This is a genomic window from Mesorhizobium carmichaelinearum (assembly GCF_900199455.1).
Taxonomy (GTDB): domain Bacteria; phylum Pseudomonadota; class Alphaproteobacteria; order Rhizobiales; family Rhizobiaceae; genus Mesorhizobium; species Mesorhizobium carmichaelinearum.
The window spans coordinates 227707-241521 of sequence record NZ_FZQR01000004.1; the positions used below are offsets into that span (position 1 = coordinate 227707).

The 13815-nt window shown below is 63.5% G+C and carries 13 protein-coding genes; 8 read left to right on the forward strand and 5 right to left on the reverse strand.

The window, feature by feature from the left end; translation table 11 throughout:
- Positions 1–26: 26 nt before the first annotated feature.
- The 4 genes from CKW40_RS10995 to CKW40_RS11010 form a co-directional block, all read right to left on the reverse strand.
- On the reverse strand, positions 27–809 hold the full coding sequence (locus tag CKW40_RS10995; protein ID WP_095199930.1) for an ABC transporter ATP-binding protein: 783 nt from the start codon (positions 807–809) through the stop codon (positions 27–29).
- Complete coding sequence (locus tag CKW40_RS11000; RefSeq protein ID WP_095199931.1) at positions 806–1525, reverse strand: ABC transporter permease; 720 nt, start codon at positions 1523–1525, stop codon at positions 806–808. The genes CKW40_RS10995 and CKW40_RS11000 overlap by 4 nt, the downstream gene beginning before the upstream one ends.
- Positions 1525–2238: an ABC transporter permease gene (locus tag CKW40_RS11005; RefSeq protein ID WP_095199932.1), complete on the reverse strand. Its 714-nt coding sequence runs from the start codon at positions 2236–2238 to the stop codon at positions 1525–1527. Before CKW40_RS11005 ends, CKW40_RS11000 begins: the two co-directional genes overlap by 1 nt.
- Before the next feature lie 171 nt (positions 2239–2409).
- Positions 2410–3252, reverse strand: a complete 843-nt coding sequence (locus tag CKW40_RS11010) for a transporter substrate-binding domain-containing protein (protein WP_095199933.1) — start codon at positions 3250–3252, stop codon at positions 2410–2412.
- 248 nt (positions 3253–3500) lie between these two features.
- Here CKW40_RS11010 and CKW40_RS11015 point away from each other — a divergent pair, with 248 nt between their 5' ends.
- Complete coding sequence (locus tag CKW40_RS11015) at positions 3501–4406, forward strand: LysR substrate-binding domain-containing protein (protein ID WP_095199934.1); 906 nt, start codon at positions 3501–3503, stop codon at positions 4404–4406.
- A 14-nt stretch (positions 4407–4420) separates the two neighbouring features.
- Here the strand turns inward: CKW40_RS11015 and CKW40_RS11020 are convergent, their stop codons facing one another.
- Positions 4421–5101, reverse strand: a complete 681-nt coding sequence (locus tag CKW40_RS11020; protein ID WP_095199935.1) for a GntR family transcriptional regulator — start codon at positions 5099–5101, stop codon at positions 4421–4423.
- A 218-nt stretch (positions 5102–5319) separates the two neighbouring features.
- Here CKW40_RS11020 and CKW40_RS11025 point away from each other — a divergent pair, with 218 nt between their 5' ends.
- From CKW40_RS11025 to CKW40_RS11055, 7 genes are all read left to right on the forward strand, one after another.
- Entirely contained in the window at positions 5320–6447 is a 1128-nt protein-coding gene (locus CKW40_RS11025) for a sugar ABC transporter substrate-binding protein (RefSeq protein WP_095199936.1), read from the forward strand.
- Positions 6448–6550: 103 nt separating this feature from the next.
- Positions 6551–8083: a sugar ABC transporter ATP-binding protein gene (locus CKW40_RS11030; RefSeq protein WP_095199937.1), complete on the forward strand. Its 1533-nt coding sequence runs from the start codon at positions 6551–6553 to the stop codon at positions 8081–8083.
- A complete protein-coding gene (locus tag CKW40_RS11035; protein WP_095199938.1) occupies positions 8080–10161 on the forward strand; it encodes an ABC transporter permease in 2082 nt (693 codons plus the stop codon). Before CKW40_RS11030 ends, CKW40_RS11035 begins: the two co-directional genes overlap by 4 nt.
- A 13-nt stretch (positions 10162–10174) precedes the next feature.
- Positions 10175–10981: an SDR family oxidoreductase gene (locus tag CKW40_RS11040; protein ID WP_095200283.1), complete on the forward strand. Its 807-nt coding sequence runs from the start codon at positions 10175–10177 to the stop codon at positions 10979–10981.
- A gap of 10 nt (positions 10982–10991) precedes the next feature.
- A complete protein-coding gene (locus tag CKW40_RS11045; RefSeq protein WP_095199939.1) occupies positions 10992–11939 on the forward strand; it encodes a 3-hydroxyacyl-CoA dehydrogenase in 948 nt (315 codons plus the stop codon).
- Positions 11936–12898: a 3,5-dioxohexanoate:acetyl-CoA acetone transferase gene (gene kce, locus CKW40_RS11050; RefSeq protein WP_095199940.1), complete on the forward strand. Its 963-nt coding sequence runs from the start codon at positions 11936–11938 to the stop codon at positions 12896–12898. The genes CKW40_RS11045 and kce overlap by 4 nt, the downstream gene beginning before the upstream one ends.
- 36 nt (positions 12899–12934) lie before the next feature.
- A complete protein-coding gene (locus CKW40_RS11055; RefSeq protein ID WP_095199941.1) occupies positions 12935–13813 on the forward strand; it encodes an SMP-30/gluconolactonase/LRE family protein in 879 nt (292 codons plus the stop codon).
- Positions 13814–13815: the final 2 nt, after the last annotated feature.

Consider the following 13815-nt stretch of genomic DNA (forward strand, 5'->3'; position numbering starts at 1 on the left):
TGTATCGCTTGCGTGGGAAAGTTGGCTTACTTCAAGCCGCCGCCGCCGGACAAAAATTGCCGGAAGCAGTCGGACCGGCCGGTGGCGAACATATCGTGCGGAGAGCCTTCCGCCTCGACCGCGCCCTTGTGCAGGAACACGACCTTGCTGGAGACGTCCCTGGCGAAGCCCATTTCATGGGTGACGACCAGCATCGTCCTGCCTTCCTCGGCGAGCGCGCGCATGACACGCAGCACCTCGCCGACAAGCTCCGGGTCGAGCGCGGAGGTCGGCTCGTCGAAAAGCATGACTTTCGGGTGCTGGGCCAGCGCACGGGCGATCGCCGCCCGCTGCTGCTGGCCGCCGGACAGATGGGCGGGGTAGTGATTGCGCTTTTCGGCAATGCCGACCTTTTCCAGCAACGCTTCAGCCTCCTCCACACAATCGGCGCGCGAACGCTTCTGGACGTGGATTGGGGCCTCGATCAGGTTTTCCAGGATCGTCATATGAGACCAGAGATTAAAGTTCTGAAACACCATGCCGATGCTTGCGCGCATGCGTTGCAGCTGATGCCTGTCGGCCGGCCGCGTCCTGCCGCCGGCCTGCTTCAACTGGATGGTCTCGCCGCCGACTTCGATCCGCCCGCTATCGGGCGTCTCCAGCATGTTGATACAGCGCAGCATCGTGGACTTGCCGGAGCCGGAGGAGCCGAGGATCGAGACGACATCGCCTTCCATCGCCTCGAGCGAGATGCCTTTCAGCACCTCGAAGGCGCCGAAACTCTTGCGCAGCGCCGTCAGGCGCACGGCTGGTTTGAGCTGGTCAGTCATAAGGTTGCTCCTTGCCCGGATGCCGCAGCCGGAGGCGGTCTCAGCTCGGCGCTCAGTGCGTATTCGGCCCACTGGACGAGGCGCGTGACGATGAAATTCATGGACAGATAGATCGCGGCCGCCACGATCAGGATTTCGATGGCGCGGAAGGATTCGGAAATGAGCTGGGCCGCCAGGCCGGTCACCTCCATCAGCGTGATGATGGAGGCCAGCGCCGTCGATTTTATCATCAGGATGAATTCGTTGCCGTATCCCGGCAGAGCGTGGCGCAAGGCAAGCGGGAAGACGATGCGGCGGTGGAGCGTGAAGCTCGACATGCCGCAGGCCCGCGCGGCCTCGATCTGGCCTGATGGAACCGACAGCAATGCACCCCGAACGATCTCGCAGGAATAGGCAGCGGTGTTCAAGGTCAGGGCGATGAGCGCGCACCAATAGGGTTCGCGCAGGAGAGGCCAGAGAAAACTGGTCCGCACCGCATGGAACTGGCCGAGCCCATGATAGATCAGAAAGATCTGCACCAGCAGCGGCGTGGAGCGGAAGATGAAGACGTAGAAGGATGCGGGCCAGGCCAGGAGCCGCAGGCCGGATAGCCGCGCCAGGGCGAGCATAACAGCCAGAACGGCACCCAGCCCGACGGAGGATACTGCGAGCTGCAATGTCAGCGGCACTCCCGTCAGAAGCTTCAGCAGTGTCTCGTAGAGGAACGGAAGATCCATCAGGTCCGCCTCGTGCCGAGTGCGAGCCGCCCTTCGGCCTGCCGCAGAAGCCATGTCGAGAACGACGAAATGGCCAGATACAGGACGGCGGCGGCAAAGAAGAATGTGAAGGGCTGGCCGGTCGATCCGGCGCCGATCTGCGCTTGCCGGAGGATTTCCACGAGGCCAGTGACCGAGACCAGTGCGGATTCCTTGAGCACCAGTTGCCACACATTGCCGAGACCCGGCAGGGCGTGCCGCAGCACCAGCGGCGCGATGATGCGGCGAAACATCGTCAGGCGGGACATGCCGGCGGCGATCGCCGCTTCGATCTCTCCGGGCGAGACAGCGCGATAGGCGCCGCGCATGATCTCGGCCTGATAGGCGCCCGACACCAGCCCGATCGCCAGCGCACCCGCCATGAAGCCCGGCAGGCTGATGAAACCCGAAATGCCGAACAGGCCGGCCAGCGGTGTGAGGACCGCGCTTGAGCCGAAATAGAAGAGATAGATGACGAGAATGTCGGGTATGCCGCGAAGGACGGTGGTGTAGGCGTCGGCGATCAATCGCGGAAGAACGCCGCCCTTGATCTTTGCCCATGCGCCGAAGCTTCCGACCAGGAGGCCGAAGGCGTAGCCGGTCAATGCCACGGAAAGCGTTATCATCGCGGCTTGAAGCAGTGCGGTTCCCCAGCCGGCCTCGCCAAATCCCAGAACAAAATCGGATGCAGTCATTGCGGTGGCTCGTCGCGCAGAGCGCAGCAGCGTGGGGCAGGGGTCATTGGATGCTTACATCCCTGAAACAAGCCGCATGAGAGATGTGCAGGGCGACCCAGCGCGCCGGGTCGCTTATCTCGTCAGGGGCAATAATCGCGGTAAGACCCAGCGCTGCTCGCGCTCGTCCGCTCAATTCTTCACGGAGATATCGACGCCGAACCATTTTTCCGTCAGCGCCTTGTTGAATCCGTCGGCGTTGACCGCGTGGATCGCGGCGTTGAACTTGTCCTTCAAAGCGGTGTCGCTCTTGCGCAAGGCCACGCTCGTTCCACTGGCCAGGAGAAAGGTCGGTCCTACGAGTTCAGCCTCTGCCATATCGGGCTTTTTCAGCGCCTCGGCGAGAACCGTGATGTTGGCCATTGTGAGATCTATGCGACCCGCCAGAAGATCGAGATTGGCTTCGTCCTGCGTCTTGTAGGATCTGACCGTGACCGCGTCCTTCAGATACTCGTCGACAAATTTGCCGGCTGTCGTCGATCCCTGGATGCCGAGGACTTTTCCCTTGAGTGCTGCGTCGAGCTTTTCGACAATGTCCTTTGATCCGGAGGCCTTGTCGCGGAGATCGAACTTGTCATGCCAGGGCAGGGCCTGCGCCAAGCCGCTGCCCTTCAATGCCAGGAAAGCGTTGGGCGCGGTGGAGTAGGGATCCGAAAACGCGGCCACTTTCTCCCTCTCCGGCGTTACGCCCATGGACGCGATGATGGCATCGAATTTTCCGGCGTTCAGCGCCGGCAGCATCCCGTCCCAGTTCTGCGCGACGATCTCGCATTGGGCGTTCATGCGCTTGCACAATTCCTTGGCAAGATCGATCTCATAGCCGGCAAGCGTGCCATCCGAGAGCGTATAGTTCCACGGCGCATAGGCGCCTTCGGTTGCGATGCGGATGTGGAGCGCGTCCTGCGCCGACGCCTCACCATTTGAGTAAAGGCCAGCCAGCGATACAGCTGCTGCCAGGATGATATTTCTGATCATGCGAAGCTCCCACTCTTGTTTTTGAAACGCCCGCAGCCTCACCGCCGACGATAGGAAAAACCGATATCCTCACACGGGCAGGCGAGGCATCGATCTTTCCCGCTGTCGGCGAATGCCTATCCAGGACTGACTGGAGCGGGTTATTCGCCCGACTAGAAAGGAATCTTCCGACGCATTCCAATATGAAATGTTGCGCACAATATAGTTTTTTCCTATAGGTTTTGCGGCACTGGAGCCGAGGATGGCTGATGAACTACAAGCAGCTTGAAGCATTCCGGGCGGTCATGGAGGCAGGGACGGTCACCGGCGCGAGCGAGATTCTGCATATCGCCCAGCCTTCGGTCAGCGCGCATATCTCGAACCTGGAACATGCGCTGAAAATCCCTCTCTTCATTCGTCGGGCGGGGCGCTTGGTTCCGACGGCGGAAGCCACGCTTCTCAACGAGGAGGTCGGGCGGATCGTCAAGGGAATGGCAAGGATACGGCGCCTGGCTGGAGATATCAGGCAATTGGAAGCCGGGCGGCTGATGATCGGTGTCTATCCGGCGCTTGCCAGCATCGTCTTGCCGCGTTTCCTGAAATCATTTGCCGGGCATCACCCGAAGGCGCGCATGAGCATCTTTCCGGCAGCTTCGCTGCGGATCGCGGAGTTGACGGAAAACAAGGAGATCGACATCGGCCTCATTCAGATGCCGGTGGTGGATCCGGCAATCGCCTGCGATCTGATTTTCCAGACCGAATGCGTCTGCGTGGCGCCGCTCGACCATGCATTCGCCGATGACAGCGTGATCTTCGCAGCCCAGCTTGAAGGTCAGGAATTCATCGCGCTCGGCCGCGAGGACCGCACCCGGCAGGATATCGAGCGCGCGCTGGATGACGCTGGGGTTGCCGTCGGCTACCGTTTCGAAACACCGTTCGCCGATACGGCATGCGCGCTGGTCGCACAGGGTCTGGGCGTGTCGATCGTCGACCCGTTCTCGGCGGCTCGATGGGCAGGCAAATTGACGATACGGCCCTTCAGCCCCGGTCTTCTCTGCCACATCTACATGGTCAGAAACAGGGCTCAGGTCTCGTCCATGTTGCAGCAGGCGTTCGAGCGGGAATTCCGGACCGCGCTCGAGGAGAATGTGAGCGGAGGCGCGCGTTTATTCTAGCCGGCTTATCAATTCTATTTCAGCAGATCGACCAGGACGTCGAAGGCGGCGTCGATGTCGGCGCGGATGGCCTGGCGGACGGCTTCGGCGTCGCGGTTGCGCAGTGCCGCGTACATCGCCTGGTGGTGCTCGTTGGCGGTCGAATAGTTTCCGGAATCATGCAGCATGTTGAAATAGGGGCTGATCTGCAGCCACAAATTCTCGATGATGTTGAGGATGTTTTCCGAGCCCGCCGCCCGGTAGATGGAGAAATGGAAGGCATAGTTGGCACGCAGATAGGATTTGACGTCCCCCGCCGCATTGGCCTGTTCGAGTGCGGTCAAGTGCTGGCCAAGCTGCGCGATGCCGTGATCGTCGATGCGCTCGGCTGCCCAGGCAGCGGCGATTGCCTCGATCTCGAAGCGGACATTCCTGAGATCGATAAGGCGCGCGCGGCTGAGTGCGGGAATGCCGATCGAGCGGCCTGAAACGACCATCAAAGCATTGGCCGCGGTCAGCCGCCGCAACGCCTCCCTGACCGGCATCGGACTGACCCCGAAAGCGTCGGCGAGACTTTGCACCGTCACCATCTCGCCCGGCACGATGCTGCCGTCGAGGATCAATTCGGTCACGTGGCGATAGACCCTGTCCTGCAGCGTCTCCCTGGACAGGGGCACGATCTCGACACCAGGCTTCCTGAACGCCGCTCCGGCCATCTCCCATCAACCTTTCCGCGCAAGGCCGCGCCTCAACCCGTTCCCGGAATGCAGGGTTCCGGCTGTCGCGTCAAGCGTCCGCGCCTGTCGCTTTGCCGTCAAGTTATTTTATCATTGATCTTTGATCAAATGCTGATACGGTCGCCGACATCGAATGACAAGGGCCACGTCTCGTGCCCTTGGGAGGCATTCGGTCGTTCGTATCGGGAGGAATTCACATGGGTATCGGATTGAAAGTCCGGCGGCTCGCGCTGCTGGCCGGCATGGCTGTATGTGCCCTTGGGCTGTCGGCTGCCGAAGCCGCCGAGAAGCACAAGATCTTTCTCAGCATGAGCTACATCGGCAATGATTGGCAGGCCGAGGCGGCAAACATGATCAAGGCCATGGCCGCTCACAAGAGCCTTGCCGACAAGGTCGACCTGCAGGTCCAGGTCGCCGGGCCTAATGCACAACGCCAGATCCAGCAGATCAATGCCATGGTGCAAAGCGGCGCCGAGGCGATCGTCGTCTATCCGATCTCGCCGACCGCGCTCAATCAGGTCGTGAAGAATGCCTGTGACAAGGGCGTGAAGGTCTTCGCCTATGACGCCGAGATCACCGAGCCTTGTGCCTACAATGTCCACATCGACCAGCTGGAAGCGGGCAGGGTGACCGCCGAATGGCTGGTCAAGAAGCTCAATGGCAAGGGCAACATCATCGCCATCACCGGTGTTCCCGGAACATCCGTCGACGATCAACGGACAAAGGCCGCCAAGGAAGTCTTTGCCAAGTATCCGGAAATCAAGATTGTCGGCGAGGCCGTCGGCATGTGGAGCCAGGCAGTCGCCCGCACCGAGCTGTCGAAGATCCTCGCCACGCGCAACTGGAACGACATAAACGGGCTGTGGATGCAGGTCGGCTGCTTCACCGCAAACTCGATGCAGCTCGAAGCCGGCAAGAAGGCCAGCGAACTCCTGCCTTGCGCCGGCGAGGGCTCCAATGGCGGCCGCATCCAGATGCTGCCGGAGGGCACCGACGTCGAGGGTGCCGCTCCGCCCTATGCACCGGCCGGCGCACAACGCATTTCCTATGCCTCGCCGCCTTATTCCGGGGCGCTGGCGCTGAAACTTGCCGTCGAAGCGATCGAAGGCAAGGACGTGCCGAAGACCACGATCCTGCCGCTGCCGCTCGTCACCAATGAGACGATCAAGCTGTGCGACGAAGGCACCTGGGCGGAGATGAAGGCCGGCTGCAACGTCTTCAAGCCGTCGCTGGTGTCCAATCCCGGCTGGTTCGCCTCGATCTTTTCGGACCAGACGCCCGAGATCGGCCTCAACGCTGCGCTCGTCGGGCAACCGGAGAACTGAGCCTCCCCGGCAAATCGCGACGATGCGCGGATGTCTTGTCCGCGCATCGTCGATCCGCGCTGATGCGTGGTGTCCCAGAAGTGCGCAGCCTGCGATCGAGGATATGACAGAACATTCCGCGCTCCCCGCCATCGAGATCGACAGCATCGGCAAGGCGTTCGGCCCGACCGTCGCGCTGGACGGCGTGTCGTTCCGCATCGCGCCCGGCAGCGTCCACGCGCTGCTGGGTGAGAATGGCGCCGGCAAGTCGACGCTGGTCAAACTGCTGTCGGGGCTGGTGCGGCCCAGTGCCGGTCATATCAAGGTCTTCGGCAAGGAGATCGGCTACGGCGCGCCGCGCGCGGCCCATGCGCTCGGCGTGCAGACGGCGTTCCAGGAGATGACCCTGGTGCGCGATCTCTCCGTCCTCGACAACATGCTTTTGCCCTACGCTCCCGTCGGCATCTCCGGGCTGATCCGGCGCAATGCCGCGCGCAAGGCTGTCCGCCGCCATATCGACGAGCTCGGTTTTTCCGTCGATCTCGACGCGGAGGTCAGCGAACTCGAGCTTTCGGTGCGGCAGAAGATCGAGATCGCGCGGGCCGTCTATCGCAAGCCGCGTATCCTTTTGCTCGACGAGCCGACCTCGACGCTTGCTGGCCGCGATGTCGACTGGCTGGGGTACATCATCGCCAGGTTGAAGGCGACCGGCACGACCATCGTCTTCATCACCCATCGCATGCGCGAGGTGCGCGCCTTTTGCGACACGCTGACGATCCTGAGGAACGGCCGCCACATCGTCACCGCGCCGGTCGCCGATGTTTCGGATGCCGACGTCATCGAAAAGATCATCGGACGCTCCATCGAACAGACCTTCCCGCCCAAGCCCGACGGCGCCCAGGCTTTTGGGCCGCCGGTGCTGGGCGTGCGTGACCTCAAGGTCGGGCGCAAGCTTGACGGCGCGCGCTTCGACCTGCGCCGGGGCGAGATACTCGGCATTGCCGGACTGCAAGGCATGGGCCAGCAGGATCTGTTCCTGGCCTGCTTCGGCATGGCTGAAATCACCCGCGGCGACGTGCTTGTCGACGGCCGCAAGGTCTGGCTTGGCTCGCCTGCGGATGCGCTGCGGCCCAACATGGCCATCGGCCTGGTGCCGGAGGACCGCAAATCCGAAGGCCTGTTCCTGAAACTGTCGGGCAGCCAGAACGCCACGCTGCCCGTGGTGTCGCGCTTCACACGCTTCGGCCTTGTCGACGCCGCCGCCGAGACCCGCTCCGTCGAGGAGGCGTTCGCCACTGTCGAGGTCGACCGCCGCGCGCTGTGGACGCGGGCAGGGGCGTTTTCCGGCGGCAATCAGCAGAAGATCGCCATCGCCAAATGGCTGGTGGCGCAGAGCCGCATCCTGCTTCTGTTCGATCCCACCCGCGGCATCGATGTCGGCACCAAGCATGAGCTCTATGTGATGATGCGAAACTACGTCGCCGCCGGCGGCTCGATCCTGCTGCACTCGACCGAGATTCCCGAACTGGTCCACCAATGCGACCGGGTCCTGGTTCTCTATGACGGGCGCATCGCCGCCGAGCTCGAAGGTGACGCCATCACCGAGCCCGCCATCATGCGGCCGGCGCTCGGCCATGCCGGGGAAGAAGCCGCATGAGCAGCGCAGCAATTTCCTCTCCTGTTTCCACTGGCTTCGGGCTGCGCCGCGCGCTGACACGCCATCGCGGCGCGCTGATCGCCGCTATCGTTCTTGCGACCCTGCTTTTCATCGTCGACTGGATCAGTGCCGGGCCGCTGACCTATTTCGACGTGTCGTTCCTGTCGAGCGGCGGCGCGACCTCGGCGCTGGCCGCGGTCGGCCAGACCATCGTCATCCTCTCAGGCGGCTTCGACCTGTCCGCCGGCGCGGTGATCTCGCTGGTCAATGTCGTGCTGGCATCGAGCATGGACCCGATGGCGCCAGGCGCAAGCATCCTTTTGTGGACGGCCGTCGGCATCGGCGTTGGCATGGCGGTGGGCGCCTTCAACGGCTTCTTCATCGCGGTACTGCGCATGCAGCCCATCGTGGTGACGCTGTCCACCATGTTCATCCTGCAAGGCGTGACGCTGCTGGTGATGGACAAGCCCGGTGGCTTCGTGTCGCCCGATCTCGGCACCTTCTATCTGGGTGACGCAATCACCGGCTGGCTGCCAATGCCGCTGGTGGTGATCGGCGTCGTTCTGCTCGCCTGGTTCTGGCTGAAGGGAACCCGCTTCGGCACGGCGCTCTATGCCGTCGGCAGCGACCCGGATTCGGCTGCTGCCGTCGGCATCAATGTCGTTCTGGTGCGCTTTGCCGTCTATGTCATCGCCGGCGGCTGCTACGGCCTTGCCGGCGTGTTCATCAGCGCACAGACCGGCAGCGGCGACCCGCTGGTCGGCAATCCGCTGCTTCTGTCGATGTTCGCGGCGGTCGTGGTCGGCGGCACGCGCCTTGGCGGCGGGCAGGGTGGCCCGGTGGGCACCGTCTTCGGCGCCTATATCCTGATGATGGTGGTGAACATCCTGCTGGTGCTCAACGTGTCGGCCTACTATTCGACCATCGCGGAAGGCACCATTCTGGTGCTGGCGGCCCTTGCCGGATCCTTGTCGCACGCGTCGGTGCTCGCTGTGCAGTTGCGTGCGGCCCGCGCCCGGATCGCCGCCTGGCGCGCCGGAATATTGCCCTCGCAGATCGAGGCGATCGACCGGCGGCTGAAGATCGCCGGGCCTACGCAAAACCAGCGCGGTCTGGCATCGCCGCGCCCGGCTTTCCGCCTGCGCAACGCCGAGACGCTGCGCTATGCGCTGCCTGCCTATGTCTGCCTGCTCATCATCGTCATCGTCACCCAGGTCTGGCTCGGCCGCACCATTCTCAACCCGGGGTACTGGAATTCGCTGCTGGTGCTGTCGTCCTTCCTCGCCGTTCTCGCGCTGGGGCAGGGAACCGTCATCCTGACCGGCGGCCTTGATCTTTCCGTGCCGTGGACGATCGGCATTTCTGGCATCATCCTGGCCGGCATGGTCAATGGCTCCGATGCTGCGCTGCTCTACGCCTTGCCGGTCGTGCTGGTGATGGCCTGCGCCATCGGTTTCGCCAATGGCTTCGGCATTGCCTATCTCGGCATTTCGCCGATCGTCATGACGCTCGCCACCAACGGCATCCTGCAGGGCTTCGCACTGATCTATTCGCAGGGAACGCCGGCCGGGTTTTCCTCGCCGATGCTGCGCTGGTTCATGACGGCCAAGCTCGGTTTCGTGACGCCGATCGTGCTGCTGATGGTTGTCTTTGTGGCCGGCGCGGTGCTGCTGCTTGGGCGCACGCCGTTCGGACGCCGGGTCTACGGCATCGGCAACGGGCTGCGCGCGGCGCGGCTGTCCGGCATTGGCGTCGAGCGCACGCTGATCCTGGTCTATATGCTGTCGGCCGTTTGTGCCGCTGTTGTCGGCATCATGCTGACCGGCTTTTCTGGCCAGGCAAGCCTCGGCATGGGCGATGATTATCTCTTGCCGTCAATCGCGGTCGTGGTGGTCGGCGGCGCGCTGATCACCGGTGGGCGCGGCCATTATCTCGGTATGCTCGGCGGCGTGCTGCTGTTGACGGCGCTGCAGATGCTGCTGGCCGGCACCACGTTGCCCTACGCCACCAGGGCAATTCTTTACGGGCTGGTCGTTCTCGGTGCCGTCATGGCGCTGCGCGAACGGCGGCTGCAATGAAAAGGACAGGACGATGAGCGCAAAGGCACCCGCATCGGCGGACGAATTTCTGGCCGGGCTGAAAGGACAGCGCGTGCTGGTGACGGCGGGTGCCGGCGGCATCGGCTTCGCCATCGCCGAAACGCTGTCGCGGCTCGGCGCACGCATCGTCGTCTGCGACGTTTCCGACGAGGCGCTGGCCGCGGCTCCGGGCAAGATCGACCTGGTTGCAGCGGTCAAGGCCGATGTCTCGCGCGACGATGACGTCGACCGGCTGTTCGAGGCGGTCAAGGAAAAGCTCGGTGGGCTTGACGCGCTGATCAACAATGCCGGAATTGCTGGGCCGACCGGTGGCGTCGACGAGATCGAGCCGGACGACTGGCGGCGCTGCATCGATATCTGCCTGACCGGCCAGTTCCTGTGCGCGCGGCGCGCCGTGCCGCTGATCAAGGCGGGGGGCGGCGGCTCGATCGTGTCGATGTCGTCGGCGGCCGGCCGCCACGGCTACGCGTTCCGTACACCCTATTCGGCGGCCAAGTTCGGCGTCATCGGTTTCACGCAGAGCCTCGCCAAGGAGCTTGGGCCGCACGGCATCAGGGTCAATGCCATCCTGCCCGGCATCATCGAGGGACCGCGCATCGAAGGCGTCATCGCGGCACGCGCCAAGCAGGTCGGCATCAGCCATGAAGAGATGACCGGGCGCTATCTGCAGAACATCTCGCTGCGCCGCATGACCAGCCCGTATGACGTGGCCTCGATGGTTGCGTTCCTGCTGTCCGACGCGGGCATCAACATTTCGGGCCAGTCGCTCGGCGTCGACGGCAACGTCGAAACACTTTGAGGAACAATCCATGGCCAATGTCGCGATTGTCGGAAGCGGGTTCATCGGGCGGGCCTGGGCGATCAGCTTCGCTCGCGCCGGCCATGATGTGCGCATGTGGGACCAGTCGCCTGCCGCGACGGGTGGCGCCCGCGACTACATAGAAGGTGTGCTCGGCGATCTTGCCGCGAACGATCTGCTGCGCGGGCAGTCCGTCGACGCCGTGCTTGGCCGCATCGCCATCGTCGCCGAGCTTGGGGAGGCACTAGCCGATGCAGCCCATGTCCAGGAGAACACGCCTGAAAACCTCAATGTGAAGCGGGAAGTCTTCTCTCTGATCGATGGCCTTGCCGGCCCGCAAACGATCATCGCCAGTTCCACCTCGGCGCTGTTGCCGTCTAAATTCACCGACCATCTGCAAGGGCGGCACCGCTGCCTGGTCGTCCATCCGATCAACCCGCCCTATCTCATTCCGGCGGCCGAGGTGGTGCCGGCGCCGTGGACATCCGCCGAGACGCTGGAAAGGACGCGCGCCTTCCTCATCGATGCCGGCCACGCGCCGCTGGTGATGAAGCGCGAGCTCGACGGTTTCATCATGAACCGCTTGCAAGGCGCCTTGCTGGAGGAAGCTTTCCGGCTTGTCGCTGACGGCTACGCCAGTGTCGAGGATGTCGATATCGGCATCCGCGACGGGCTGGCGCTGCGCTGGTCCTTCATGGGGCCGTTCGAGACCATCGACCTCAACGCGCCCGGCGGCGTGCGCGACTATGTCGACCGCTACCAGGGCATCTATTCCAACATCTTTCCGCAGATGCTGCGCCGCGTCGACTGGGCGGGTGAGGTCATGACAACCGTCGAGGCCGAGCGCAGCAACCGCCTGCCCAGGGAAAATCTGAGTGAGCGGCAGGTCTGGCGGGATCGCCGGCTGATGGCGCTGGCGGCGCACAAGAAGAAATCGGATCAGGAGTTCGGACAATGAAAGAAACCAGCCGCAAATCGGGCGCATCGGCGGTCAAGGGCAAGGTCATCATCACCTGCGCGGTGACGGGGGCGATCCATACGCCGACCATGTCGCCCTATCTGCCGATTACGCCCGATCAGATCGCCGCGGAGGCGATCGCGGCGGCAGAGGCCGGTGCCGCGATCCTGCATCTGCATGCCCGCGATCCGGAAACCGGCAAGCCCGACCAGACGCCGGAGGCCTTTGCCCGCTTCCTGCCGCGCGTCAAGCAAGGCACCAATGCCGCCATCAACATCACCACCGGCGGCAGCCCTTACATGAAGGTCGAGGAGCGCGTGCGCCCGGCCGCCCAGTTCAAGCCGGAAGTGGCCTCGCTCAACATGGGCTCGATCAATTTTGGGCTCTATCACCTCGCCGACAAATACGAGACCTTCAAGTTCGACTGGGAAAAGCCGCATCTGGAGGCGACGCGTGACCTCGTTTTCCGCAACTCGTTCAAGGACATCGAGTACATTCTGGCGACTTGCTACGACAATGGCACGCGCTTCGAGTTCGAGTGCTACGACATTGCGCATCTCTACAACCTCGCCCATTTCGCCGATCGCGGGCTGGTGAAGCCGCCGTTCTTCGTGCAGTCGGTGTTCGGGCTGCTCGGCGGCATCGGCACCCATCCGGAAGACGTCGCCCATATGAAGCGCACCGCCGACCGGCTGTTCGGCGACCAGTTCCGCTGGTCGGTGCTCGGCGCCGGCGCCAGCCAGTTGCGCATCGCCGCGCAGTCTGCAGCGCTCGGCGGCAACATTCGCGTCGGGCTGGAGGACAGCCTGTGGGCCGGTAAGGGCAAGCTCGCCAAGTCGAACGCCGAACAGGTCCTGCTGGCGCGCAAGATCATCGAGGGGCTTGGCATGGAGGTGGCGACGCCGGACGAGGCGCGCGAGATCCTGGCGCTGAAGGGCGGCGACAAGGTCGCCTTCTGACCAGTCGCTGCAGTCGCCGAAACAGAGGAGGATGGCATGAAGATCGAAGTCGTGGTGGACGTGAAGACGACGCTGGGCGAAGGCCCGCTGTGGGACGTCGAACAGGAGCGCCTGTACTGGATCGACAGTTTCGACGGGCGCGTGTTCCGCGCCACCGCCGACGGGCGCGAGATCCGCTCCTGGGACGTGCCGATGAAGATCGGTTCGATGGCGCTGCGTAGGGATGGCAGCGGCGCGGTGGTCTCGCTGCAGCGCGGCTTCCATCTGCTCGATTTCGCCTCTGGCGATGTGACGCTGATCCATGATCCGGAGCCGGACAGGCCGATGAACCGTCTTAATGACGGCAAGGTCGACCGGCGCGGCCGTTTCTTCGCCGGCTCGATGGACACGATGGAGGAGGGGCCGTCAGGCGGGCTCTACCGGCTCGATCCGGATTTCTCCGTCACCAGGATCGATTCCGGCATCATCTGCTCCAACGGTCCGTGCTGGAGCCCGGACGACCGCACCTTCTATTTCGCCGACACCTGGACCGGCGAGATCTGGGCCTACGATTACGACATCGCCACGGGGGCTGCCACCAACCGCCGCACTTTCGTGCGCGTCGACACCAGCAAGGGCGGGGCCGCCGATGGCTCGACTGTGGATGCCCAGGGCTATCTCTGGAATGCGCTGGTCTATGACGGCCGCCTGGTGCGCTATGCGCCGGACGGTACCGTCGATCGCATCATCGACATGCCGGTGAAGAAGATCACCAGCGTGATGTTCGGCGGGCCGAAGCTCGACACGCTCTACGTGACCTCGATGGCCAAGCCGCCGCTGCCGCGCTTTCCCGGCGACGGTGTCCTGCGCGGCAGCCTGTTCGCCATCACCGGCTTGGGCGTGACGGGCGTTCCGGAACCGCGATTTGGCGGGTGAGG